This is a genomic window from Micrococcus sp. PSi08, assembly GCF_054960655.1.
In genome coordinates this window covers 13,335-37,090 of record NZ_JBHNYP010000021.1, presented here as the reverse complement: position 1 = coordinate 37,090, position 23,756 = coordinate 13,335, and the positions used below count along the sequence as shown (strand labels likewise).

At 74.7% G+C, this 23,756-nt stretch carries 27 protein-coding genes; 11 read left to right on the top strand and 16 right to left on the bottom strand.

The genetic code is table 11. The features are described 5' to 3' along the window. Positions 1–39 precede the first annotated feature (39 nt). Positions 40–612: a DUF2812 domain-containing protein gene (locus ACFI33_RS08570; protein WP_049145701.1), complete on the top strand. Its 573-nt coding sequence runs from the start codon at positions 40–42 to the stop codon at positions 610–612. Then, the gene (locus ACFI33_RS08565) at positions 609–1,160 is read left to right on the top strand and encodes a hypothetical protein (RefSeq protein WP_225348748.1); all 552 of its coding nucleotides are present in this window, start codon (positions 609–611) and stop codon (positions 1,158–1,160) included. Before ACFI33_RS08570 ends, ACFI33_RS08565 begins: the two co-directional genes overlap by 4 nt. Before the next feature lie 52 nt (positions 1,161–1,212). Here the strand turns inward: ACFI33_RS08565 and ACFI33_RS08560 are convergent, their stop codons facing one another. From ACFI33_RS08560 to ACFI33_RS08550, 3 genes are all read right to left on the bottom strand, one after another. Then, entirely contained in the window at positions 1,213–1,728 is a 516-nt protein-coding gene (locus tag ACFI33_RS08560) for a GNAT family N-acetyltransferase (RefSeq protein WP_049145708.1), read from the bottom strand. A 140-nt stretch (positions 1,729–1,868) separates the two neighbouring features. Continuing rightward, positions 1,869–2,309: a hypothetical protein gene (locus ACFI33_RS08555; protein ID WP_010080019.1), complete on the bottom strand. Its 441-nt coding sequence runs from the start codon at positions 2,307–2,309 to the stop codon at positions 1,869–1,871. A 124-nt stretch (positions 2,310–2,433) separates the two neighbouring features. Continuing rightward, positions 2,434–3,003, bottom strand: a complete 570-nt coding sequence (locus ACFI33_RS08550) for a P-loop NTPase family protein (protein WP_049145716.1) — start codon at positions 3,001–3,003, stop codon at positions 2,434–2,436. A 59-nt stretch (positions 3,004–3,062) separates the two neighbouring features. Here ACFI33_RS08550 and ACFI33_RS08545 point away from each other — a divergent pair, with 59 nt between their 5' ends. Both ACFI33_RS08545 and ACFI33_RS08540 read left to right on the top strand, forming a co-directional pair. Then, a complete protein-coding gene (locus ACFI33_RS08545; protein ID WP_036341240.1) occupies positions 3,063–3,680 on the top strand; it encodes a hypothetical protein in 618 nt (205 codons plus the stop codon). After that, a complete protein-coding gene (locus ACFI33_RS08540) occupies positions 3,677–4,450 on the top strand; it encodes a class I SAM-dependent methyltransferase (protein ID WP_010080016.1) in 774 nt (257 codons plus the stop codon). Before ACFI33_RS08545 ends, ACFI33_RS08540 begins: the two co-directional genes overlap by 4 nt. Before the next feature lie 31 nt (positions 4,451–4,481). Here the strand turns inward: ACFI33_RS08540 and ACFI33_RS08535 are convergent, their stop codons facing one another. After that, the gene (locus ACFI33_RS08535; RefSeq protein ID WP_036341256.1) at positions 4,482–4,946 is read right to left on the bottom strand and encodes an NUDIX hydrolase; all 465 of its coding nucleotides are present in this window, start codon (positions 4,944–4,946) and stop codon (positions 4,482–4,484) included. A 99-nt stretch (positions 4,947–5,045) separates the two neighbouring features. Here ACFI33_RS08535 and ACFI33_RS08530 point away from each other — a divergent pair, with 99 nt between their 5' ends. Continuing rightward, positions 5,046–5,582, top strand: a complete 537-nt coding sequence (locus tag ACFI33_RS08530; protein WP_010080014.1) for a DUF2243 domain-containing protein — start codon at positions 5,046–5,048, stop codon at positions 5,580–5,582. Further along, the gene (locus tag ACFI33_RS08525; protein WP_010080013.1) at positions 5,575–6,408 is read left to right on the top strand and encodes a cytochrome c oxidase assembly protein; all 834 of its coding nucleotides are present in this window, start codon (positions 5,575–5,577) and stop codon (positions 6,406–6,408) included. Before ACFI33_RS08530 ends, ACFI33_RS08525 begins: the two co-directional genes overlap by 8 nt. A 97-nt stretch (positions 6,409–6,505) precedes the next feature. Here the strand turns inward: ACFI33_RS08525 and ACFI33_RS08520 are convergent, their stop codons facing one another. Next, positions 6,506–6,937, bottom strand: a complete 432-nt coding sequence (locus ACFI33_RS08520; protein WP_012751108.1) for a MarR family winged helix-turn-helix transcriptional regulator — start codon at positions 6,935–6,937, stop codon at positions 6,506–6,508. Between the two features lie 121 nt (positions 6,938–7,058). On the opposite strand from ACFI33_RS08520, the gene ACFI33_RS08515 reads away from it, so the two are divergent. Then, positions 7,059–7,487: an organic hydroperoxide resistance protein gene (locus tag ACFI33_RS08515; RefSeq protein ID WP_036341242.1), complete on the top strand. Its 429-nt coding sequence runs from the start codon at positions 7,059–7,061 to the stop codon at positions 7,485–7,487. On the opposite strand, the gene ACFI33_RS08510 is transcribed toward ACFI33_RS08515, so the two are convergent. Further along, positions 7,469–7,930 (bottom strand): DUF805 domain-containing protein, encoded by a 462-nt coding sequence (locus ACFI33_RS08510; RefSeq protein WP_036341245.1) that lies wholly within the window; start codon positions 7,928–7,930, stop codon positions 7,469–7,471. The genes ACFI33_RS08515 and ACFI33_RS08510 overlap by 19 nt on opposite strands. Positions 7,931–8,012: 82 nt before the next feature. On the opposite strand from ACFI33_RS08510, the gene ACFI33_RS08505 reads away from it, so the two are divergent. The 3 genes from ACFI33_RS08505 to ACFI33_RS08495 all read left to right on the top strand — a co-directional run bounded on the left by ACFI33_RS08505 (position 8,013) and on the right by ACFI33_RS08495 (position 9,638). Beyond that, positions 8,013–8,684 (top strand): SGNH/GDSL hydrolase family protein, encoded by a 672-nt coding sequence (locus ACFI33_RS08505; protein WP_036341247.1) that lies wholly within the window; start codon positions 8,013–8,015, stop codon positions 8,682–8,684. A gap of 160 nt (positions 8,685–8,844) precedes the next feature. Continuing rightward, positions 8,845–9,414, top strand: a complete 570-nt coding sequence (locus ACFI33_RS08500) for a hypothetical protein (RefSeq protein WP_233263221.1) — start codon at positions 8,845–8,847, stop codon at positions 9,412–9,414. Then, the gene (locus ACFI33_RS08495) at positions 9,378–9,638 is read left to right on the top strand and encodes a hypothetical protein (RefSeq protein WP_233569903.1); all 261 of its coding nucleotides are present in this window, start codon (positions 9,378–9,380) and stop codon (positions 9,636–9,638) included. The genes ACFI33_RS08500 and ACFI33_RS08495 overlap by 37 nt, the downstream gene beginning before the upstream one ends. A gap of 238 nt (positions 9,639–9,876) precedes the next feature. Here ACFI33_RS08495 and ACFI33_RS08490 read toward each other — a convergent pair whose 3' ends face one another. From ACFI33_RS08490 to ACFI33_RS08480, 3 genes are all read right to left on the bottom strand, one after another. Further along, complete coding sequence (locus tag ACFI33_RS08490) at positions 9,877–11,358, bottom strand: hypothetical protein (protein WP_462623941.1); 1,482 nt, start codon at positions 11,356–11,358, stop codon at positions 9,877–9,879. Positions 11,359–11,602: 244 nt separating this feature from the next. Then, entirely contained in the window at positions 11,603–12,835 is a 1,233-nt protein-coding gene (locus tag ACFI33_RS08485) for an aminotransferase class I/II-fold pyridoxal phosphate-dependent enzyme (protein WP_170748168.1), read from the bottom strand. 156 nt (positions 12,836–12,991) lie between these two features. Next, positions 12,992–16,423: a DEAD/DEAH box helicase gene (locus ACFI33_RS08480; protein ID WP_250202951.1), complete on the bottom strand. Its 3,432-nt coding sequence runs from the start codon at positions 16,421–16,423 to the stop codon at positions 12,992–12,994. Between the two features lie 134 nt (positions 16,424–16,557). Between ACFI33_RS08480 and ACFI33_RS08475 the strand changes: the two genes are divergently transcribed. Continuing rightward, complete coding sequence (locus ACFI33_RS08475) at positions 16,558–18,243, top strand: SDR family oxidoreductase (protein ID WP_061866792.1); 1,686 nt, start codon at positions 16,558–16,560, stop codon at positions 18,241–18,243. Here ACFI33_RS08475 and crtX read toward each other — a convergent pair. Genes crtX through ACFI33_RS08440 form a run of 7 tightly spaced genes read right to left on the bottom strand, consistent with a single transcriptional unit; the run spans position 18,228 to position 23,755 of the window. Then, positions 18,228–19,019: a C50 carotenoid glucosyltransferase CrtX gene (gene crtX / locus ACFI33_RS08470; protein ID WP_207476111.1), complete on the bottom strand. Its 792-nt coding sequence runs from the start codon at positions 19,017–19,019 to the stop codon at positions 18,228–18,230. The genes ACFI33_RS08475 and crtX overlap by 16 nt on opposite strands. Then, the gene (locus ACFI33_RS08465) at positions 19,016–19,567 is read right to left on the bottom strand and encodes a hypothetical protein (protein WP_174233308.1); all 552 of its coding nucleotides are present in this window, start codon (positions 19,565–19,567) and stop codon (positions 19,016–19,018) included. Before ACFI33_RS08465 ends, crtX begins: the two co-directional genes overlap by 4 nt. A gap of 1 nt (position 19,568) precedes the next feature. Next, a complete protein-coding gene (gene crtYh, locus ACFI33_RS08460; protein WP_020626542.1) occupies positions 19,569–19,925 on the bottom strand; it encodes a C50 carotenoid gamma-cyclase subunit beta CrtYh in 357 nt (118 codons plus the stop codon). After that, positions 19,922–20,311: a C50 carotenoid gamma-cyclase subunit alpha CrtYg gene (crtYg, locus tag ACFI33_RS08455; protein WP_127435514.1), complete on the bottom strand. Its 390-nt coding sequence runs from the start codon at positions 20,309–20,311 to the stop codon at positions 19,922–19,924. The genes crtYh and crtYg overlap by 4 nt, the downstream gene beginning before the upstream one ends. Next, positions 20,281–21,165 (bottom strand): prenyltransferase, encoded by an 885-nt coding sequence (locus ACFI33_RS08450; RefSeq protein WP_127435515.1) that lies wholly within the window; start codon positions 21,163–21,165, stop codon positions 20,281–20,283. Before ACFI33_RS08450 ends, crtYg begins: the two co-directional genes overlap by 31 nt. Further along, positions 21,162–22,862, bottom strand: a complete 1,701-nt coding sequence (crtI, locus tag ACFI33_RS08445; protein ID WP_061866789.1) for a phytoene desaturase family protein — start codon at positions 22,860–22,862, stop codon at positions 21,162–21,164. The genes ACFI33_RS08450 and crtI overlap by 4 nt, the downstream gene beginning before the upstream one ends. Next, positions 22,859–23,755: a phytoene/squalene synthase family protein gene (locus ACFI33_RS08440; RefSeq protein ID WP_010079994.1), complete on the bottom strand. Its 897-nt coding sequence runs from the start codon at positions 23,753–23,755 to the stop codon at positions 22,859–22,861. The genes crtI and ACFI33_RS08440 overlap by 4 nt, the downstream gene beginning before the upstream one ends. Position 23,756: the final 1 nt, after the last annotated feature.

Genomic DNA, 23,756 nt, shown 5'->3' with positions numbered 1-23,756 from the left:
CGGAATCCTGGCGATGGCCGACCAGATCATGGAGACGACATGAGCACCACACGCATGAGCAGTGGGCCGGCCTTCACCCCGGAGAAGGACCTCGCGAGGTTCGAAGACACGGCCCGCCGCGGCCAGCGGCTGACCGGGTTCTCCCTGGCCGCCCACGGCTGGCGCTTCGAGGACGCCGAGCCCGAGGACGTCGTCTTCGACATGTCCTACGAGACCGACCCCGACGACCACCACTTCGACCTCTTCCGGGCCGCCGGCTGGACGCCCGCGCTCACCTACGGCCACATCCGCCTCTTCAAGGCCGCCCCCGGTACCACCCCCGTCCACACCGGCACGGAGTCACGACTCGAGGAGGCGCTCGGCAACCGCGCCCTGTTCCTGCGGTACACCGCAGTGACGATCGCCGCCGTGCTCCTGGTGGTGCTGGCGATGGCGGCCGCCGACTGGCCTCTTGCGGCGGTGCTCGCCACCGTCGCGGGCCTCTACGTCCTCTCCTTCACGGACCTCGAATGGCGAGGACTCATCGGCTGGGGGCTCTTGCTGCTGGGTCTGGCGTTCCACATCGTCCGGTTCGGGCTGAAGCCCCCGTCGGACCCGGACCGGCGCCGATGACCACCGCGCCGGCCGAGGCGGCGCGCACCGCCGTCGTCGAGCCGCCGCCCGGCTACGCGGTGCTGGGGTGGGCGTTGGTGTTCGTCACGGCGCTCCCCTTGGTCCTCTTGCTCGTGCTGGATCAGGCCCTACGGTCGGCGGGCATCCTCGTGATCGCCGCGGTGAGCCTCGGGCTGGTCGTGTGGCTGAGCCAGGTGGCGTTCCTGCGCGCCCGCATCGAGCTCGCGGCGGACCCCGCCGCCGGCGTACTCCGCCTCCGGGCCCCGCTGTACTCCCGCGAGCTGCCCCTGGACTCACTGGCCACGGTGGAGGTCCAGGACGACGTCGGCCCGGGCGTCGCCTACATCAACTGGCCGGTGACGGGGCGGGCCCGCTCCCGCCGCGGCGTGCGCCTGGACCTCGGCGGCCCCGCCGGGCTGGTCCTCACCACCCACGACGGACAGCGGTTCACTGTGGTGACCCCGGATCCAGAGACGGCCGCGGAGCTGCAGGCGACGGTGACCCAGGCGACGTCGAGCGGCGACGTCCGGAATCGACTGCAGAAGTGACCCCTCTGACGCCCGCTGACACCCCCAGAAGGGTCACTTCCGCAGTCGATTCTCAGGTGTGCGCGCGACGCCCGTCCGTCGCACCCGCCCCCGCCCGCCGCATCGGCACGTGCGGGATGCCGTCCTCGAGGAACTCCGGCCCGTCCGGCGCGTAGCCCCAGCGGGCGTACCAGTGCGCCAGGTGGGCCTGGGCGTCCAGCACGCTCGGCCGCCCGCCGATCCGGGCGACCGCCTCGTCCAGCAGCGCCCCGGCCAGGGCCCGGCCCCGCGCGTCGGGGTGGGTGACGACGCGGCCGATGCGGGCGACGTCGCCGTCGTCCAGCAGCCGCAGCGTGGCGACGGGCGTGCCCGCCTCGTCCTCGACCCACAGGTGGACGGTGGCCGGCTCGAGGTCGCGGCCGTCCAGGTCCAGGTAGGGGCAGTCCTGCTCGACGACGAACACCAGCGACCGCAGCTGCCAGAGGCGGTAGGCCGTCGTCCGGTCGAGCTCGTCGAAGCCCGCGGCATGGACGGCAGGGGCGGGGCCGGGTGTGGCGGCGGGCGGCGTGGGGGCGGGGCGCTCGGGCATGAGCCGATGGTGCCACGGGAGCGTCCGACGCCCGGCGCCCGACGTGCTCCTGAGTGCTCCGGCGTCGCCGAATCCACTGCGGAACTGACCCTTCTGGCGACCGCCACCGCCCTCAGAAGGGTCACTTCCGCAGCGGATTCTCAGCCGTCCTCGCGGCGCAACGGCACCGGGACCGGCTCGGGCTGCGGCTCCCCGGTGGTGGTGGCCGCGAGCACGCCGTGTGCCGCCGCGGTCAGCACGGCGGCGAAGAGTCCCACACCCAGCGCCGTGGCGGCCCCGTCCGCGAGCAGGGGGATCACCATGCCCGGCACGATCGCGACCCCCACCATCACCACCGCGAACCACGCCGTACTCCCCCGGCCGGCGTAGAACACCTGACGCCCCGCCTCCTCCTGGTCCACCCGGTGGTGCACGTCGCGCAGGGCGAGGGCCACGCCCAGGAGGCACGCCGTCAGCAGCCCGACCGCCCATCCCAGCCCCAGCTCGTGCCGCAGTCCGGACACGACGCCGGCGCATCCCACGAGCGCCGCCGCGACGGCGATCCGCACGTGCCAGACCTTCTCCCGCTCCATCCCGTCCATGGCCCCACCCTGTCAGAGCGCGGGACGAAGGGCGAGGCGGCCGCAGGACCTCCCCTTCTGCTCAGGACCGTGTCCTGAGGACGCGGTCCTGAGCACGACGTGAGGTCCGGAGGAGCAGCGTGCTTCAGGGAGCCTGCCGCCTGCCCTCCAGCCGGGCCAGCACCCACTCCCACTGCCGCGGCGTGCTCAGGCGCAGCACCGGCGCCCCCTCCGCCGCGGCCTCCCGCTCCCGGGCCCATGCCCGCTTGCGGTCGAACGTGGCGGCGTGCCAGCGCAGGATCGACTCCTCCCCGAGCACCCGACGCCAGGACTCGCGGTTGCCGTTGCACATCTCCCCCTGCCCCACCACCCGGCGGATCGTGCGCCGCACCAGGCGCGTGAAGGTCCGGGCCCGCGAGTAGTCCAGGGCGATGACGACGTCGGTCCGCTTCATGACCATCGGCCGGTAGAAGCCGTAGGCGGAGTCCAGCACCCAGGCCTCCCCCGCCGTGACCGAGTCCGCCAGGGCGGTCTGCTCGGCCTCCGGCCGCGGGACCCAGCCCGGCAGCCAGCCGAACTCCTCGTCCACGAGGGTGACCGGCAGGCCGAGCACAGCGCCGAGCCGCACGGCCGCGGTGGACTTCCCGGCCCCCGTGACCCCGTGGAACAGGACGCGGCGGGCCTGCCGCACGTGGTCGATCGAGGCGGAGGGCATGGGAGGAGGCTAACGGCCGTGACACGATGGCCCCGGTCGCACACAGCAGGAGGGGAACGATGACACAGGTGCACACAGGCAACGCTCACAGGCAGATCGTGGACGGCCAGCGCGTCCGCGGGATCAGCCGGGCGGGTCATCCGGTGGTCTTCGGCGGGCTGATCGGGGTGGTCGGCGGCATGGCCTTCCTGCTCGCCGGGATCGCCGGGTTGCCCGGCGACGCTCAGAGCATGCTCCGCAGTGCGGCGGTCGCCCTCGCCGTCTTCGCCCTCGCGGCGGTCCTGCTCCGCCGCCGGACCCTGCCCGCCCTGCCGCCCCCGGCGCCCGGGGCGCTGCGGGTTTACGGGGCCGCCGTCGTCGTGATGCTGCTGCTGTTCCCGGTGACCCGTCTGGTGGCCCGGGCCGCAGACGCGCCGACGGCGCAGATCGCCCTGGTGGCGGCCGTGGTGGGCGCGCACTTCCTGCCGTTCGCGCGCGCGTTCGGCGCGCCGGTGTTCCGGTGGATCGGCGGGTCGATGCTGGTCCTGGGCCTGGTCGGCGCCCTGGCGGCGATGCTCCGCGTGCCCGCCGCGGGACCGGCCGGGGCCGCGGCGGCCGGCGCGGCGATGCTGCTGATCGTGGCGGGGCAGGCCCTGCGGCAGGGGGCGCCCGCCCCGGGTGACAGACTGCGCGCATGACCGACGCCCCCTCCCGCGCCGAGGCCAACCGGCGCACCTACGACGACGCCCGCCTCGCCGCGATCTACGACGTGGACAACCCCGCGGGCGAGGACCACGCGTTCTTCCGCCGGGTCGCGGACGAGGTCTCGGCCGCGCGGGCCAGCACCCGCATCGTCGACCTCGGCTGCGGCACCGGCATCCTGACGGTGACGCTCGCGGGCCCGGGGCGGGACGTTGTCGGGATCGACCCGGCCGAGGCCATGCTCGCGGCGGCCCGCGCGCGCCCGGGCGGGGACGGCGTCGAGTGGCGACACGGGGATGCGGGGCTGATCGCGCCGGACTCCGCCGACCTGGTGGTGATGAGCGGCAACGTGGCCATGCACCTGGTCGACGACGACTGGCACGCGTCGCTGCGGCGCATCGGTGCGGGGCTCGTGCCCGGCGGCCGCCTGGTCTTCGAGACGCGCAACCCCGTCCGGCGCGCGTGGGAGGGCTGGCAGCAGGACCCCACGGAGCGCACGATGCCGGCCGGGCGGGTCCTCGAGTCGGAGCGCACCTCCGCCCCGGACCGGCACGGGGTGGTGACGATGCGCGTGCGCACCGAGTTCCTCGACTCCGGGGAGGTGTCCGAGGTGGACCAGCACCTGCAGTTCCGCTCCGCGGAGCAGGTGCGCGCGGACCTGGCCGCAGCGGGGCTGCGGGTGGAACGGCTCTCCGGAGACTGGCACCGCACGGCCTTCGACCCCGCCGAGCACCCGCTCATGGTGGTGGAGGCGGTGCGGGACTGACCGGGCGGTGGACGGCGAGCCCCTATGCCCCTCAGCCCCCGAACCCGACCGCCGTGTCCGGGGTGAGGTCGCCGTCGCGCAGGCCCTCCAGCACGAGCCGCTCGTAGTCCGGAATCGGGCTCGGCAACGAATCCAGGGGGAACCACTCCAGGTGGGGGGCCTTGCCGGGCTCGCAGATCCGCGGCTCACCCGCCCAGGACCGGCAGGCCCAGAACCAGTCCACGCGCTGCTCGCGCGGGGTGTCCGTGCCGTCCGTGCGCTGCATGACGGTCAGCAGCTCGAGGGCAGCAGGCTCGATCTCGACGCCGAGCTCCTCCGCCGTCTCCCGGACCGCCCCCTGCCGGGCCGCCTCCCCCGGCTCCACGTGCCCGGCGGCGCCCGCCACCCAGAACCCGTCCATGTACCCGGTGTGATGCCGGCGCTGCAGCAGCACCTCCCGTCCCCGCAGCAAGAGGACGTAGGAGGAGGGCACGAGGGCGAAGGAGTGGGCGGCCATGGGCACCATCATCGCCTCACGGGACCGCCACTGCGGCCGGTGCGTGGATGACGCCCGTGACCTGGGCATTCGCTGGGAACTGCCGCTAGCGTGGGCGCCATGGCCTCCCCCTCCGTCACGGCTCGGCCCGTCGGCCGCCCCGCCCCCGACCTCCACCGCCGCCTGCTGCTGTCCGGGATCCTCTTCGGGGTGGGCGTGGCCGCCTTCGTCGACGAGGTCGTCCTGCACCAGCTCCTGCACTGGCACCACTTCTACGACCTGTCCACCGCGGCCGTCGGCCTGGTCTCCGACGGACTCTTCCACGCCTTCGGCTGGTTCGCCGCCGTGGCCGGGCTGTTCCTCTTCGCGGACGTGCGACGCCGCGGCGGCCCCGGCGTCGGCCGGTGGTGGCCGGCGGTGCTGATCGGCGCGGGCGCGTTCCAGGCGTGGGACGGCACCGTCCAGCACAAGCTCATGAGGATCCACCAGATCCGGTACGAGGTCATCCCCACGGAGCTGCAGGGCACCGGCCCGTACGCGCCCGTGGACGACATCCTCGTGTACGACCTCGTGTGGATGGCCATTGCGATCGCCTTCCTCGTGATCGGCACCCTGGCGTGGCGGCGCGGCTCCCGCCGGGCGGCCGCCCGTGCATGAGCACCCCGGCGGGATCGGGGCGGAGCTCGGCGCCCAGGCGGCGAGCGCCCCGTTCCCGCTGGCCGGCGTCGTCATCGGCGGCGGACTCCTGCTGTTCCTGGTCGCCTATGCGGCGCTGGTCCGCGCCGGACGACGCCGGGGCCGCGCCTGGTCCGACGCGCGCACCCTGAGCGCGGCCGCGGGGGTGGTGGCCGGCGTCGTGGCGGTGGGACCGCTGGGGGTGCTCGGCCACCACGACTTCACGGCCCACATGTGGGGGCACCTGCTGCTGGGCATGCTCGCCCCGCTGCTGCTGGTGCTGTCCGCGCCGGTGACCGTGGCCCTGCGGGGCCTGCCCGTGGCGTGGGCGCGGCGGCTGTCCCGGGTGCTGTCCACGCCGTACGTGCGGGTGGTCTCGCACCCGGTGGTGGCGGGGCTGCTGAACATCGGCGGGCTGTGGCTGCTCTACACCACACCCCTGCACGCCTGGATGCATGCCTCCGCGGTGGGGCATCTGCTGGTGCACGTGCACGTGCTGCTGGCCGGGTGGGTGTTCACCGCCGCGATCCTGCAGGTGGACCCGGCACCGCACCCGCACGGACACCCGCTGCGGGCAGGTGTGCTCGTGGCGTTCCTCGCGCTGCACGCGATCCTCTCCAAGCACGTCTACGCGCATCCGCCGGCGGGCGTGGGCGTGGCGGAGGCCCAGGCCGGCGCCCAGCTCATGTACTACGGCGGCGACTGGATCGACCTCGTGCTGATCGCCGTCTTCTGCCTGGACTGGTACCGCCGCACCGCGCCGGTGCGGTCGGGGCGGGGCGGTGTGGTGGCCCGGGCGGCGTCCTGAGAAGACCGCTCGATGTGCTCAGGACCGCGTCCTCATGACGCGGTCCTGAGCACAGCAGGCGGTCGCGGGGATCCTGCGCCCCCGCCCGCGCCCCGGCTCAGTCGAGTCCCGCGGCCAGCTCGTCCAGGAAGGCCTTGAGCTCCTCCCGCTGTCCGGCCGGCCCGGGGTAGAGGTCGGCCATGCGTGCGGGGATGTCGGCGGCGGCCTCGCGCAGGTCCCGGCCGGCGGGGGCGAGGGAGATGAGGCGACGCCGCTCGTCGTCGGCGCTGCGGGCACGGGTGACCAGGCCGGCGTGGTCGAGGCGGCGCAGCAGCGGGGTGAGGGTGCCGCTGTCGAGTCCCAGGCGCGCGCCGATGTCGTTCACGCCCACCGGCCCGTCCTCCTGCCAGAGCACCAGCATCACGAGGTACTGGGGGTAGGTGAGGCCCAGCTCCTCGAGCAGGGGCCGGTAGGCGCGGGTCACCGCCCGGCTGGCGCGGTAGAGGGAGAAGCACAGCTGGCGGTCGAGGTCGAGGGGGGTGACGTCCACCCGGACAACCTACCCCGCAGACAACTGGATTGCACACAACCTGATCGCGGACTACCTTGGACCGTGGCCGCCGTCGAGCGGCCCCCGGCACCCCGGGCCAGACACCGTCAAGGAGCACACCGTGATCGAGATCGAGCCCCTCTACACCACCGAGGCCATCGCCACGGGCGGCGGCCGCAACGGCCACGTCCGGACCGCGGACGGCCGCGTCGACATGGACCTGGCGATCCCCGCCGAGATGGGCGGCAGCGGCGACGGCGCCAACCCCGAGCAGCTCTTCGCCGCCGGCTACGCCGCGTGCTTCCACTCCGCCCTGCAGAGCGTCGCCCGCCAGGCCAAGAAGAAGCTCGGCGACTCCTCCGTGGGCGCCCGCGTCTCGATCGGCAAGGCCGGCGAGGGCTTCGGCCTGGCCGTCACCCTCGAGGTCGTCATCCCGGACCTGCCCCAGGACGAGGCGCAGCAGCTCGCCGACGCCGCCCACCAGGTCTGCCCCTACTCCAACGCCACCCGCGGCAACATCCGCGTGGACGTTCAGGTCGTCGACGACTGACCGCTCGGCGCGGCGGCCTCCGCGGCCACCCGCGGATCCGAGGGCTGGAGCACCATCACCAGCAGGGCGATCGCACCGAGCACGGGCAGCAGCGCCAGGAGCAGCCAGGCGCGGCTGAGCCCGGCGTCGTGCAGGCGCCGGGCCGTCAGCGCCCAGGCGGGCACCAGATGGAGCAGGCCCCAGACCCCCGAGAAGGCCTGGTAGGCCTCGGTCATCGAGTCGACGGCGGGGACGCTGAGACCGCTGACCGCGAAGCCGGGGAACACGACGGCGGAGGGGGTGGCCGTCGTCGTGTCCGCCCCGAGGGCCCCGAACAGGAGGGTGATGCCGAGGGACGCGAGGGACAGGTACAGCACCACCCACCAGAACTCGGCGCGCCCGGCCCGGCCGCCGAACTGCGCGTAGCGTCCGTAGAAGCGGCCCACGGCCCGGAGGAACGTCATGGCCGGATCCTGGCCCATGAGGTGGCCCGAGTCGAGGCCCTCCCGCGTGTCCGCACGTCAGGGCGCCGGTAGCCTGGCGCGCATGCCCTCCCCCTCCGGCTGGCAGGCCCAGCACGACGCCGACTACCGCGCCCACTGGCACGCCCTCGCCGCCCGCGCGGACCCCGACGCGCTCACGTGGGTGGTGCTGGGCGACTCGGCCGCCGTCGGGATCGGGGCCGAGAGCGTGGAGCGCACGTACGTGGCCCAGGTGGCCGAGCGGGTGGCCGCCGAGACCGGCCGGCCCGTGCGGGTGGTGAACCTCGCCGTCAGCGGGGCCATGGCGAAGGACGTGCTCGCCGACCAGCTGCCCCTCATGCCGGCGAGCGGGGTGGACGCGGTGACGTGCGTCGTCGGCGGCAACGACGTCACCTGGGCTTGGCGGTTCCGCGAGGCCGCCTTCGAGGAGCCCCTCGAGGCGATCGCCCGCGCCCTGCCCGCCGGCGCCACGCTGGGCCTGGTCCCGACGTTCCGCATCCCGCCGTTCGAGGCTCGCGTGCGCCGGGCGAACACGGTGGTGCGGCGGGTGGCCGCCCGGCACGGCCTCGGCGTGGCGGACGTGCACGCGGCCACGTGGCGGCGGAATCTGAGGCACCAGGTCAACCGCCTGGCCCGGGACCTGTTCCACCCCAACGGCGCCGGCTACGAGGACTGGGCCGCGGCGGTCGCCCCCGAGGCGCTGCGGCAGGTGCGGGGTCAGGCACCGGCCGCCTGAGGACTCCTCCCCGCCGCGCGCGAAGCGCACATCCGGCGTCCCTCACACCGGGGGCTAGACGGGGACCCATGCGATGCATAGTCTCCCCTCACGCACTGCACGACGACCGGTCGGGCCGGCGTCCGGGAGCACGGGCTCCCCCGACCGACGGAGGTCCGCCATGACCCCCTCACCCCCTTCCTTCCGCTCCGCCCGCCATGCCCTCCCGGCCACGACGGCGGCCCTGACCCTGGCCCTCACGCTCGCCGGCTGCTCCGGCGGCGGGGGCCCAGCGACGGCGTCCGGCACCACACCCTCCCCTGCGGCGTCCTCCGACACGACGCCGTCCCCGTCGAGCACGTCCGAGACCACCACGCCGTCCGCGGGCGGGCCAGCCTCCGGCACCACGGCGCCGAGCACTCCGGCGCCGGCCTCCGGGAGCGCCACGCAGGGTTCGGGCGGCGGCTCCACCGCCGGTGCCGGGTTCGTGCCCGAGGGCGCCGATCCCGCCAGGAACGGGGCTCTGCCGTTGAGCGAGGGCTTCCTCGCCGCCCTCCCGGAGGCCGCCGTCACGCACCGGGCGGGCAGTCCGACGGAGGACCCCCTGGCCCGGGCCCTGGAGGGCGTCGAGCTGCCCGGCACGCCCACGACGGACGTCAACGTGATCGCCTCCGAGCTGCAGGGCCTCCAGACCCCCGGGGAGGGGGCGCGGCGATGGGCGGCGAACGCCCCGAGGGCACCCTGCGCCTGATGCTGCTGTGCGACGACCCGGACGCCGGCCCGTCCTCGGTGGGCATCCTCGGGGCGGACGGCTTCGCCGCCTACCAACCCCTGGGGTGGTCGGACCGCTGCGGCGGATACGTCGTCATGGTGCCGGAGTCGGACGCGGAGGACCTGGTGGTGAGCGCCGAGGTCCCCGAGGGCACCCGGTACCGCCTGAGCGTGATCACGGACCACGATCCGGTGGCCGACTGACCCCACCATCCCCGGGGCATCCTCTCCGGCAGGCCCTCCTGGATCCGGCAGGCCCTCCCGGAGCGGGGCCTGCGGACAGGCGGGCGGGGCCGCGTCCCCACGACGCGACCCCGCCCTCCTCCATCCACGGGCCGGCGGCAGGTGCCGGCCCTGGCCGTCAGCGTCCCCACGACGCCCCCGGCCGCCGACCGGGCACCCCTCCCCACGAAGGGCGCCCGGCCGGAGTCTCGTCACACGATCAATGGTCGTGCCCCTCGTGGCCCTCCGAGGGCTCGGCGCCGTGGTCGTGGCCCTCGTGGCCGTCGTCGTCGTGGTCCTCGTCACCGTGCGCGCCCTCCTCGGGCTTCACGGACTCGGGCTCGCCGGTGACCACGGCCATCTCAACCGGGGCGAACTCCAGGTCCTTCTCCAGGACGGTCTCACCGGTCTCCAGGTCGACGGCCACGAGCTTCTGGGCCTCCGCGTCGGTGACGTAGGCGGTGTTCCCGGCGACCTTCAGGATCGGGCCGGGCTCCTGCCACTCGTCCTTCTCCTTCCACGGCTCGATCACCGGGTACTCGGCGGTGACCTCACCGGTCTCCTCGTCGATCACGTTGACCTCGCCGTCGTAGGTCAGCACGACCGCGGCGCCGTCCTCAGCGCGGCCGAGCGAGCGGAACCAGTAGGACGAGCCGAGGTCCACGGTGGTGAGCTCATCGGTGCGGGTGTCGATGAGGGCGATCCCCGTGGGCCGCTCGACGGCCTCCGTCGGCTCCTCCTCGACCTTGTGATCACCCAGGACGATGGGCGAGTCGTGCAGCCCGAACAGGTTCCCGGAGCGCTGGTACTCGGTCTCGACCTCCACCTTGTGGAACTCGCCGTCCCGGTACACGACGGGCCCGTTCTCGCATCCCATCACGACGACGTCGCCCGCCTCCGTCGGCTGGGCCGCGGCCTCGCCGTGGCTGCCGGGGCAGTCGTCGGTCTCGGCCGTGACCTCGCCGGTCTTCGGGTCGATCTCCTGGAGCGTGTTCCGGGAGTCCTCGGTGCCCTGCGTGGTGAAGAGGGTGCCGTCGGAGAGCTCGAGCGCCACGCCGTGGTGCGGGTCCTCGGTCTCGGCCTCCGTCATGACGGGCATGAGGTCCGGGGTCGCCTTGTCCAGGTGGGTCGAGTCGAAGGTCCGGATCGCGCCCGTGCCGTCCGCGAAGAGGGTGGTCTTGCCGTTGTGGGTGACGACGTGGCCGGGGTGCTCACCCGGGAACGTCACGCCGGTCATGCCGGGTGCGGACTCGTAGTTGTGGACGTGATCGCCGTGGGCCTTGGTCTGGATGCCGGTGGAGAACACCTCCCAGCCCTTCCCGGTGGTCACCAGGACGTCCTTGCCGTTGCCGGCGTTGCTCAGCCGCGTGAAGCCCGTGATGTCCTGCTCCTTCACCACCTCACCGGACTCGGCGTCGAGCAGCGTGAGCCCGTCCTCGTGCGAGAGCAGGATGCGCGGCGTCACCGCGGAGACCTCGGTGGTCTGGGTCGGGTCGACGCGGTCCTCCGCGGAGACGGAGGAGGCCGCCGTCGCCTCACCCGCCGGCGACTGGGCGCCGCCCGCGGCGGAGGCGGGTGCCGACGTCGGGCCGGACGGGTCGGCGTCCGCGCCGCACGCCGTCAGGGCGATGGCCGCGGCGGCGAGGGTGGCGGAGAAGGTGGCGGTGCGCGTGGAACGGCGCTGCGGGGCGAAGTGGGACACGGGGAGCCTTTCACGAGGGCGAGAAGATGCGACTGATTCACAATAAGGACTGTTGCGGATGGTTCGCAATACTGCGGTGGACCCCGCCCCGGCATCTCGGCGGCGCCGACGGCGCGCCCCCGTCGCGGGAACCGGCACGTGACGCCCTCGACGCGGCGACCGGGCCGTCAACGGCACGCCGCTCGGGCGCCACTACCGGCTGGGCGGCTGAGGCGTCGGGCGGTGCGGCGCGCGGCGGAGCCCGTCAGGCCAGGCCGCGCGCCGCATGCCAGGCGGCGATCCGCTCGAGCGCCTCGTGGACGGCGTCCGGGCCGGCGGCGAAGGAGAGCCGGACGGACTCGGGCCCGTGGACGGCGTCGAAGTCGTCGCCGGGGGTCAGCGCGACGCCGGCCTCCTCCAGCAGGGCGGCGCAGTAGCCGACGGCGCTGCCGAACTCCGCCAGCATGCCCGGGGCGAGACGGGCCCAGAGGTAGAAGGCGCCGTCGGCGGGGGCGGCGTCGGCCCAGCCGAGCCGGGGCAGGGCGGCCAGCACGACGCCGCGCGTCGCCGTGAAGCCGCCGGCCTGCTCGGCACAGAACGCGTAGGACTCCTCGCTGAACGCGTGGACGGCCGCCTCCTGGGCCGCGGCGGGCGGGCAGAGGGCGACCGAGCCGGCGAGGCCGTCGACCGCGGCGGCGAGGTCGTCCGGCATGAGCATCCAGCCCAGCCGCCAGCCGGGCATGCCCCAGTACTTGGAGAACGAGCTGACCACGAGCGCGGTGCGGGAGGTGCGCCATGCGCAGGCGCCGAGCCCCTCCCCGTCCGTGTGCACGATGCCGTGGTAGATCTCGTCCGAGACGAGCCGCACACCGCGTTCCTCGCACCAGCGGGCGAGTTCGGCGAGCTCGGCGGCGCTGACCATCGTGCCCGTGGGATTGGCCGGGGAGGCGAGCACGAGCCCCGCGACCGGGCCCTCCGCGAGCGCCGCCTCCAGGTGGGCGACCGTGGGCTGGTAGCGGGTGCCGGCGTCGACGTCCACGTCCACCACCTCCACCCCGAGCGCCGTGAGGATGTTGCGGTACGCCGGATAGCCGGGGCGCGGCAGGAGCACGCGGTCCCCCGGGGGGAACGCCGCGAGGAAGCCGAGCATGAACGCCCCCGAGGAGCCCGTGGTGATCGCGACCTGCTCGGGGCGCACGTCGAGCCCGTACCAGCGGCGGTAGTGGCCGGCGACGGCGGCCCGCAGCTCCGGCAGGCCCAGCGCCGGGGTGTAGGTGAGGGCACGGCCGGAGGCGTGGACGGCGGCGGCCGCGGCGTCGACGGCGGGCGGGGCGCCCCCGCCCGGCTCCCCCGCGCACAGGCTGACGACGTCGTGGCCGGCGGCACGGAGTTCGGCGACCCGGCCGAGGATGCTCATCACCGTGAACGGTGGCACCTGAGACCGGGCGGACGGCGCGAAGGCGGGGGTGGCGGTGCTGGAACGGGACGGGCGACGCATGGCCCGAGGCTACCCCCCGCTTTCGTTCGGGAAACGGCGCCCCGGGGACGACTTTCGTTGACGAAACGGGCGGGCGGGCCGCCGTTTCCCGAACGAAAACGTCGCGACACGCCGCCGTTTCCCGAACGAAAACGTCCGGCGCGCCTCGCGCGGCCCTCACTCCTCGGCGCCGAGCATCTCCCGGATGTCCTCGGCGGTGAGGGAGTCGGTGAAGGCGCCGGCTCCGGAGTCGTCGGACTCGTCCATGAGCGCGCCGAACAGCTCGGCCTTGCGCCGCTGCAGCTCGAGCACCTTCTCCTCGATCGTCCCCTCGGACACGAGCCGGTAGACCATCACGGTCCGCTCCTGCCCGATCCGGTGCGCCCGGTCCACGGCCTGCGCCTCCGCAGCGGGGTTCCACCACGGATCCATGAGGAACACGTAGTCCGCCTCGGTCAGGGTCAGGCCGAAGCCGCCCGCCTTCAGGGAGATCAGGAACACCGGCGCCTCGCCCTCGCGGAAGCCGCGGATCACGTCGGCGCGCCCGCGCGTGGAGCCGTCGAGGTACGCGTGCTCGATCTCCAGGTGGTCCAGCTCCTCGGCGATCACCCGCAGGAAGCTCGTGAACTGGCTGAACACGATCACGCGGTGCCCCTCGCCGATCACCTCGGTGAGGTCGTCGAGGAACCGCTCGAGCTTCGAGCTGGGCACGGAGGCGTACTGGTCGTCAACGATCTGCGGCGCCAGCGCGAGCATCCGCAGCAGCGTGAGCGACGTGAAGATGGTGAACCGGTTGCCGTCCATGTCCCCGAGCAGGCCCAACACCTTGCGGCGCTCGCGCTGGAGCACGCGGTCGTAGAGCTTGCGGTGGGCCGGCTCGAGCTCCACCTGGAGGATCTGCTCCTGCTTGGACGGCAGGTCCTTCGCCACGAGCTCCTTGGAGCGGCGCAGCATGAACGGGCGCACGCGGCGGCGCAGGGCCGCCATCCGCTCGGGGTCCCCCCCGGTCTCGATGGGGGTCACGTAGGTCTCGCGGAACCGGCGGTGGCTCGGGAACAGGCCCGGCACGACGACGCCCAGCAGCGCCCACAGGTCGCTGAGGGAGTTCTCCATCGGCGTGCCGGTGATGGCCAGCCGGAAGGGGGCGCGCAGGTCGCGGGCCACCGTGTGCACCTTCGCGGCGCGGTTCTTCAGGAACTGTGCCTCGTCGAAGACCACCCCGCCCCAGTCGAGTCCGCCGTACTGGCCGGCGTCGATCCTCAGGAGCGTGTAGCTGGTGACCACCACGTCCGCCCCCGCCACCTCGTCCGCCACGGCGGTGCCGCGCTTGCGGGTGGTGGTGTCCAGGACGCGCACGTCGAGGTCCGGGGTGAACTTCTCGGCCTCGGCCGCCCACACGGACACCACGGAGCTCGGCGCGACCACGAGGAACGGCGGCCGCTCGGGCCGGGCCTGGCGCGCGTGGGCGAAGAGCGCGAGGGTCTGGACGGTCTTGCCCAGGCCCATGTCGTCGGCCAGGATCCCGCCGAGGTCCTGCTCCCACAGGAACGCGAGCCAGCGCAGGCCCTCCTCCTGGTAGGGGCGCAGGTCGGCCTTCAGGCCGGCGGGGCGCGGGGCCTCGGGGAGGCGCTCGACGGCGGCCAGACGCCCGACGGCGGCGGTCCACTCCGGGTCCTCGTCCACCTCGTCCGCGAGCTCCTTGAGGTCCTCCCAGAAGCCGACCTGGTGCCGTGAGACGGGGGTGTGCTCCGGGGTCCACTCCTGCAGGGTGGCGGCCTCGGAGAGCAGGGCGCGCAGCCGGTCGAAGGCGGGGTGGTCGAGGCCCAGGTAGGAGCCGTCCGCGAGGATCAGCGTGGTCCTGCCCTGCACGAGCGCGGTGAACAGCTCCACGAACGGCAGCACGTGCCCGTCCACGGAGACCTGCACGCCGAGGTCGAACCAGTCGTTCTGCGTGGCCTTCGTGCCGACCTCGATGCGCGGGGCGGCCTTCAGCTCGCGGTAGTCGGGGCGGTCGCCGGTGACGTCCACGCGCACGTGGTCCGCGCGCTGCAGCAGCGGCAGCACCTGCTCGGAGAACCGGGCGGCGCCCACGCCCTCGAGGACCTGCTCCTCCGCACGGCCGGCGCGCGGCCAGAGCTCGGCCACGGCGCGCAGCACCGCGTCCTCGTGCCGGGTGTCCCGCAGGGGGTCGCCGCCGGCGTCGAGGCCGAGTTCGCGGGGCGGGTCGAAGTAGAGCCAGGACCAGCGCAGCACGAGCTCGTGGCCGGGTCGGAAGTCGGCGCGCAGCCGCAGCACGGGCGGCTCGAACTCGGGCAGCTCCACGGAGGCGTCGCCGCTGGTCACGGGCAGGGCGCCACGCAGCCGCGGGTAGATCCGGCCGAGGAACTCCTCGCGGTCCGCGGCGGGCACGCGCACGGGCCCGCCGGCGAGCACGAGCTGCTGCACGGCCTCGGGGACGGGGCGTGCGGCGGGGATCAGGTGGAGCACGGCCTCCTCGTCCGTGAGCTCCACGCGGTAGAAGCCGATGCCTCCCACGGCGTGCACACCGCTCAGCCCGAGGCCGGGCGGGGCCGGGTCCAGGGACGGGGCCACGTCCAGACCGCCGTCGGGGGCGCGGGTGACGTCCAGCCCGACGGCGACGGGCGCCTCCAGCACCACGTCCGTCAGCAGCCCCAGCGGCACGAGCTCCACCCCGACCTCGCGGGCCTCCGCGAGCAGCTGCCAGATCCGCGGGGAGTCGAAGACGTGCAGACCGAACCAGGCGTCGCCCGGGTAGGAGTCCTCGGCCTGGACCTGACGCCAGATCAGGCGCATCGCCCGCTCCTGGGCGGGGGCGAACTCGGCGCGCGGGAACTGGAACGCCTTCCACGTCAGCCCGCCCTTGATCCACGTCCCCTTGGCCCCGCGCTTGAGCGGGCGCACGGTCACGTACAGCGGGCGGCCCTCGCGCACCTGCTCCTCCCCGGCGGTCGCCGGGCCCCACTGCTGGAACGCGTTGCGGGAGGACTCGGCCACGAGCTCCACGCCGATCGCCAGCGCGGGCGGCGTGCCCACCCGGCGCGGGCCGTGGAGTCCGGCCAGCGGCTCCATGACCCGTCGCCAGTCCAGGCCGGCAGGGGGTGGGGGTGCCGCCCCGTCCGCGGCCGGGGCGTCGAGGCCGGCCGGGCCGCCGCCGTCGTGGCCCCGGCCGGCGGGCGCGGGCAGCGCGTCCGCCGTGGTGACCATCTCGGCGAGCTTGCGGCGGGCGTCGTCGAGGGCCTGGTCGGCGTCGAGGCGGACCACCTGGTAGAGCGCGGCGGCCACGTGCTTGCAGTCCGTCCCGACCGGGCACGTGCAGCGCCCGCCCACCGGCTCCATGAGGGCGCCGGCGCCGTCCTCGGCGGCGTCGTCGTAGGCCTCCTGCAGCTGCACCTGCACCCGGTAGGGGCTGGGCGCGGTGCCCTGGACGGAGGCGCTCAGACGGCCGGTGGCGGCGTCATAGCGCAGGCGCCCCACGGCACCCGACGCGGCCACGGCGAAGCCGCGGTCCGCACTGGTGGGCCCGACGACGGCGCGGATGGCCTCGGTGCGCAGGTGCGGCAGGACGTCTCCGGAATCTGCAGTGGCCATAGCGAGCAGTCTTTCACGGACCGTGCCGGGCCCGCTCCGACCGACGCAGGTCCGGCGGCGTGCCCACTCACGGGCCCCGGGTCCGCACACCTGAGACCTTCAGCCCGACCCGCCCCGGACCCTAGAGTGCGCCCATGGCGTCCACACAGCCCTCCCCCGTCCCCGCCGGTGCCACGCCGGCGTCCCACACCTCCCCCCTCGGCCTGTCCCTGCCGGACGGCCGGGGCCGTCGCGTCCTCGTCACCGGTGCCACCGGGTACGTGGGCGGGCGCCTCATCCCCGAGCTGCTCGCCGCCGGCTTCGACGTCCGGGCCGGCGCCCGGAACCCCTCCGTCCTCGCGGACCGACCGTGGTCGGACAGCATCGAGGCGGTGGAGCTCGACCTCACCGAGGCGGACCTCGTCGAAGCCGCCATGCAGGACGTGCACACCGTGCTCTACCTCGTGCACTCCATGGGCGGGGGCGGCGACTTCGTGGCCCAGGAGCAGCGGATCGCGGACATCGTGGGCACCGCCGCGGACACGGCCGGCGTGGCCCAGCTCGTCTATCTCTCCGGCCTGCACCCGGACACGGTCCCCGTCGCGGAGCTGTCCGACCACATGCGCTCCCGCGCCCTCGTGGCCGAGCGTCTCGAGCGGGCGGCGACCCCGGCGCTGACGTTCGAGGCCGGGGTGATCATCGGCTCGGGCTCCACCTCGTTCGAGATGATCCGCCATCTCGCCGAGCGGCTGCCCGTGATGCCCGGCCCGTCCTGGCTGAGGAACCGGGTGGAGCCGCTGGCCATCCGCGACGTCCTGTACTACCTCCTGCAGGCCTGCGCCCTCCCGGAGCCCGTGCAGCTGAGGGCCCAGATCGGCAACGGACACCCCCAGTCGTTCGCGAGCGTGCTGGTGGACTACGCCAAGGCCGCCGGCCTGTCCCGACGCATCGTGATCCCCACCCCGTTGCCCTTGAAGACCCTGGCGGGCTTCTGGATCGGCATGGTGACCCCCATCCCGGTCGCGGTGGCCCTGCCCCTGGCCGCATCCCTCGCCGAGGAGGCGGTCGTGGAGGACCGCTCGGTCCGCGACCTCATCCCGGACCCGCCGGGCGGGCTGACCTCCTACATGGACGCCGTGCGGCTGGCGCTGAAGCGGGAGAAGGAGGGTCCCCTGGACGTCACCTTCGACGCGGACCTCCAGAGCTCCGCGGACCCGGCCGCCCCCCTGCCCTCGGATCCCGAGTGGGCCGGCACCACGGTCTACACGGACGAGCGCGAGCGCGAGTCCGACCTGCCCGCGCAGGAGGTGTGGCCGGTGATCGAGTCGGTGGGCGGCGCCAACGGTTGGTATTCCACCCCGCTGCTGTGGAAGATCCGCGGGCTGATGGACAAGTTGGCCGGCGGGCCCGGCCTGACCCGCGGCCGGCGGGACCCGGACCACCTGCGACGCGGCGACGCCGTGGACTGGTGGCGGGTGGAGGACGTGGAGCCGGGGCGGCGGCTGACCCTGCGGGCGGAGATGAAGGCCGGCGGGCGGGCCTGGCTGCAGCTGAGCACCGAGCCGCGGGAGGGCGGAGGCTCCGTCTACCGCCAGCGGGCGGTCTTCATGCCGGACGGCCTGCTCGGACGCGCCTACTGGACCGCCATCCTGCCCTTCCACGCCGTGGTGTTCCCGGAGATGGCCGCGAACATCCTGGCCGAGGCCCAGCGCCGGCACGACGGCGGCGAGCGTCCCCGCACCCGCGGCCTGCTGCGGCCGCTGGTGGACCGGCTGCCCCTGCGTCGCAACCCGTTGGACAGGCGAGCCCGCGGCGCCGGCGGTGCTCAGTCGCGGGACTGACCGTCGGGGCCACGCCCCCAGCGGGGCCGGGGGCGTGCCCGGGCCGCCCGGCGCAGCCACCGCCGCCCGGGGGACAGCCGAGCCCAGTTGACCTGCAGGGTGGTGACGGCCATCCGGCCCTGCCGCACCCGCTGGCGCAGGGAGTGGAAGATGCGCCCGGCGACCTCCACCCGCAGGTCCGGATCGAACCGGATCCGGCGGCCGGCCAAGGCCAGCTGGAAGGACAGGTCCAGGTCATCGTGCACGTCCCCGCGCTCGCGGTGGACGCGGGTCCGCACAGCCTGCCACGCCTCGGCGCGCAGGGCGCAGTTGGAGCCCCAGACGGGGGTGGCCGCCACCGCGGCGCCCGCCCCCCAGCGGTACGCGCCGGTGTAGAGCGCCGCCCGCACCTGTCCCCGGAGGCCGGGCTGGTCGTGGAAGGTCCCCGGCCCGGTGAGGGCGTCGAGCCCGGGGTCGGCGTCGAACCGGGCCACGATCCGTTCGAGCCAGTCCGCGGGCATCCGCGTGTCGGCGTCGCAGCGCACCAGCAGTTCCCCGACCGCGGCGTCCAGGCCGGCGGCCGCCGCGGCCGGGACCCCGCGGCGCGGCTCGTGCACCACCCGCGCGCCGGCGGCGCGGGCGAGCACCGCCGAGTCGTCCACGCAGCCGTTGTCCACCACCACCACCTCCAGCGCCGGCCGGCTCTGGGCGGCCAGCAGGGCGAGACACACGCGCAGGTGCTCGGCGTCATCGAGCACCGGGACGACCACGGAGACCGTGGGGCGGGCCGGGGTCACCGGATGCGCTCCCGGCGCACGGCGAGGGCGGCGCCGATCCCGGCGCCGACGAGATCGGCGGCGAGGTCGCCGATGGTGTCCGTGTGGCCCACACCGATCTCGGGGGTCACCGCCGTGTGCCCCCACCATTCGGCCAGCTCCCACACCACGCCCAGGGCCACGGCGGCGGCCGCGATCCCCAGCCCGGCCAGGCCCGGGCCGAGCAGGGCCACGGCCTGCCCGGCCTCGGTCCCCCGACGCCGGAGCCATGCCCCCACCACCAGTGCCGTCAGACAGGCGACCACGGCGGAGGCGGCGGCGTGCACGAGCAGGTCCAGCCACGGCACCCGCGGGTAGAGGCCGATGACGCTCAGCCACCCGGCCAGCAGCAGGACCGCCTGCGCGGCCCAGTCCAGGGCGCCGCCCGGGGCGAGCCAGCGGGTGAGCCACTGGGAGCCGAACACGAGCAGCATCGCCGCCGCGGACGGCCATCCGGCGTGCACCGCCGCGACCGGGACGAGGATCAGGCCGAGCGCGCGCAACAGGTCTGCGGGGATCAGCGGCAGCATGTCAGCGATCGTCCGGGTGGGGGCGGCGTCCCGGCCGAGGGCCGCGCCGACCGGCACGACCACGGCTCGTCAGCAGCAGCCAGAGCGCCGGCAGCAGCAGGGCGGAGCCGAGCGGGTAGGCGAAGTCCTCCACGGGCGCCTGGCCCACGTAGGCACCCACCAGCAGCTCATGGCCGTAGTCGAAGAGCCCCGCGGCGATCATCACGTTGTCGAAGACCGCCGTGAGGGCCCACAGGGCCACCAGGGTGGCCGCCACGGCCCGCAGGTGCTCGCCCCGCACGCGGCCGACGAGGGCGGCGCCCACGAGCACGGCCAGGGCGAAGCCCACGAAGACGAGGACGAGGTCGAGGAAGGTCACCGGCTGCCCCCGTCGGTCGGATCGGCCGGCGTCGCGGCACGGGCGTCACCTCGCCGGCCGCGCAGCAGGCGCAGCGCCCCGGTGAACAGCACCATCGTGATCTGGCTGAGGAAGAGCAGGAAGAACCCCTCCTCCAGGGGCAGCTGGGGGGCGAGCATCACCCCGGTCATGTAGGGCGACTGCCGGTGCAGGAACACGCCTTCGGCGATCCCCCACAGGTCCCAGGCGAAGAAGTAGGCCACCCCGGCGGCCAGCACCAGCAGCGCCGGGAGCGGGCGATGCCACAGGAACAGCTCGAAGCGCCGGTCCACCAGCAGCATGCAGCCGATGACACCCAGCAGGGCCAGCAGGTAGATCATGCCGCCGCCCCCCCGGTCAGCGCCCACCCGATCAGCAGCAGGGTCACGAGGAAGCCGGTCACGTAGTTCAGCGGAAGGAACAGCTGCCAGCCGCGGTGGGCCGCGCCCGAGGTGGCGTCCGTGATGCGGCGGAAGCGCAGGGTGTTCACCACGTAGGGCACGGCCAGCAGCGCCGCGAGCGGGCCCGGCGGGTCGGTGGCCAGCAGCAGAAGGCCCGCCGCCGCGTACAGGCCGGCGGCGAGCAGGACGGTGCGCCGAGCGCCCAGCACGGTGGCCACCGAGGCCAGGCCCCCCTCCCGGTCCGGCACCACGTCCTGCACCGCCCCGAACATCTGCGAGGCCATGCCCCACAGGAAGAACGCCCCCAGCAGCGCCGCCAGGGCGGGCGTGGGGGTCGCCCCGGCCAGCGCGAGGCCGTAGACCGCGGGGGAGACGAAGTGGGTGGCGGAGGTGGCGGCGTCCAGGAAGGGCCGCTCCTTGAACCGCAGCCCCGCCCAGGAGTACGCCACCACCGCGAACAGGCTCACCGCGAGCACCAGCACGGCGGCCCACTCGCCCCGCACGGCGGACCAGCCCGCGAGCACGGCCACGAACGGCACGGGCAGCAGCACCGACCACGCCAGCACCCGGCGGCGCACCGCGGGGTCGCCCAGCACGGAGCCCTCCACACCCCCCTTGCGGGGGTTGCGCAGGTCCGAGGCGAAGTCGAACACGTCATTGATGCCGTACATGGCCAGGTTGTAGGGCACCAGGAAGAACACGACGCCCAGGACCACCAGCCACGCGGGCAGCCCCCCGGTCAGGATCGCGGCGGCGGCGAACGGGTAGGCCGTGTTCACCCAGCTGACCGGCCGGGACGCCCAGAAGAGGGTGCGGATCATGTGCCGCTCCCCCCGGGGCCCGCGGGCCGGGCCCTGCGCGCGTCGTGGCGCAGTTCGTCCCGGACCACTTCGGCGGAGATCAGGCACATGGGCACCCCGATTCCCGGGCGCACCGAGGAGCCCGCGTACATCAGGCCGGCCACGTCCGCGTCCCGCACCGAGGGGCGGAACATGGCCGACTGCGCCAGCGTGTGCCCGGGGCCCAGCAGCGAACCCCGCCAGGCGTGCACGTCCGCGGCGAAGTCACCGGGCCCGTAGGTGCGCCGCACCACGATGCGCTCGGCCAGGTCGGGGATCCCGGCCCAGCGGGCCAGCTGATCGAGGGCCCGGTCCGCCACGGCCTCCACCTGGGCGTCCCCGGCGCGGTCCACCCGCCAGCTCTGGCCGTCACGGACCCGGATGCCGCCGCGCCCCCACCCCGGCTCGGCGGGGGCCGGGACGAGGATGAAGAGGTTCTCGTCGCCCTCCGGGGCCACGCCCGGGTCCGTGGCGGAGGTGCGCGAGACGTAGATCGACGTGTCCGCGGCGAGGTCCTCCCCCCGCTCGATGCGCCCGAAGTTGTCCTCCCAGTCCGCCGTGAACAGCAGGGTGTGGTGGGCCAGCTGGGGCAGGGATCCGCGCACCCCCACGCACACGAGCACGCCGGAGGGACCGGGGTCGCGCCGGTCCCACGTGGACTCCGCGACGCGCCGGCCGGGAGGCAGCAGACGGGTCTGCACGTGGTGCAGGTCCGCGGCGGCCACCACCACATCGGCGTCGAGGCGTCCCGCGGCGCCGTCGTCGGACCGCCAGGCGACGCCGGTCACCTGGCCCGGGCGGCGACGTCGGCCCTCGTCCCCGCGGGCTGCTCCCGGCCTGGGCAGGCGGGCGGCCAGGCGTCCGAGGCGGCCGGCGGGGGCGGGACGGTCCACGACCTCCACGGCGGTCGCCTCGACCCCGGTGCGGATCTCCACACCGGCCTCACGCACGACCTCCGCCATGGCGTCCACGAGGGCCGCGAACCCGCCGAGGGGGTACTGCACGCCGTCGGCGAGGTCCAGATGGGACATCAGGTGGTACATGGCGGGGGCACGGTCGGGGGACGTGCCGAGGAAGACCGCCGGGTAGCCCAGGATCTGGCGCAGCCGGGGATCCTGGAAGCGGGCCGCCACGTGGGAGCGCAGGCCCCCCAGCAGCTGGGGCCCGAGGGCCGGCAGGGCGCGCAGGACGTCCGGGTGGGCCAGGGCGGCCGGCCGGCGGAAGTCCGTGTAGAGGAAGTGCTCCTTGGCGAGCCCGTAGATCCGGGACGCGGAGTCGAGGTAGGCCCGCAGCCGGCGCCCGGCGCCGGGCTCGAGGGACTCGAACAGCGTCTCCGCGTGGCCGGTGCGCACGTCCACGGGGGGCTCGTGGAGGTGCCCCTCGAAGTACACCCGGTAGCCGGGGTCCAGACGGCGCAGGTCCAGCCGTTCGGCGGCGGAGGTCCCCATGAGGCGGAACCAGCGGTCGATCACCTCGGGCATCAGGTACCAGGAGGGCCCGGTATCGAAGGTGAACCCCGCCTCAGACCAGCGTCCGGCACGGCCGCCCAGGACGGCGCCGCGCTCCAGCAGCGTCACCCGGTGCCCGTCGCGGGCCAACAGGCCCGCCGTGGCCAGTCCGGCGAAACCGCCGCCCACCACCACGGTGCGCGGGCCGAGAGCGGTGTCCCGGGCGCTCATCGGCGGCCTCCCCGGCGGCCCCGTGCCAGGACGCGGGCGGCGATCCGGGCCTTCTGATGGTCCGGCACCCGGACACGGCGGTGGGCCAGCTCGGCCGCCGGGGTCGCCTCGATCCGGTCCACCAGGGCCGCGAACAGTCCGTGCGCCAGGGCCACGGCGCGCCCGGCCCCGGGGTCCAGGACACGGATGCCGGGCAGGGCGGCGTCGAGGTCGGCGCGGACCTCGGCCACGAGCTCGGCCTTGCGGGCCTCGGTGAGCACGCCCGGTGCGGCACCGGGCAGGTAGGTGCGGCCCAGCTCGTGGTGGTCCGCGGCCAGGTCCCTGAGGAAGTTGACCTTCTGGAACGCCGCCCCCAGCCGGGAGGCCTGCGCGCGCAGCTCCTGCCGCTGGCCCGGGGTCCGGGCCCGCGTGCCGGGGAGGGAGAGGAAGACCTGCAGGCACATCAGCCCCACCACCTCGGCCGAGCCGTGGATGTAGGCGTCCAGGGACTCGGCGCCGTGCTCGCGGATCCCCAGGTCCGCGCGCATGGAGGCGAAGAAGGGACGGGTCAGCTCCGGGGTGATGCCGTGGCGACGGGCCACGTCGGCGAAGGCGTGCAGGACCGGGTCGGTGGCGAAGCCCGACGCCATCGCGGCCTCACACGCCCGCTCGTAGTCGTCCAGGGCGGCGCGGACCCCGGCCTCGTCGAGCCCGGCGGCCACCGCGACGCCGTCGACCACCTCGTCGGCGACGCGGACCATGGCGTAGATCGTGGCCACGTCCTGGCGTGCCTGCCGGGGCAGGGTGCGGCAGGCCCAGGAGAAGGACGTGGAGTAGCGGCGGATCACCTGGGCCGCTGCGGTGTGGGCCGTCCGCGTGTACAGCGCGGCAGGGCTCGGGGTGGGCGCGGCCATC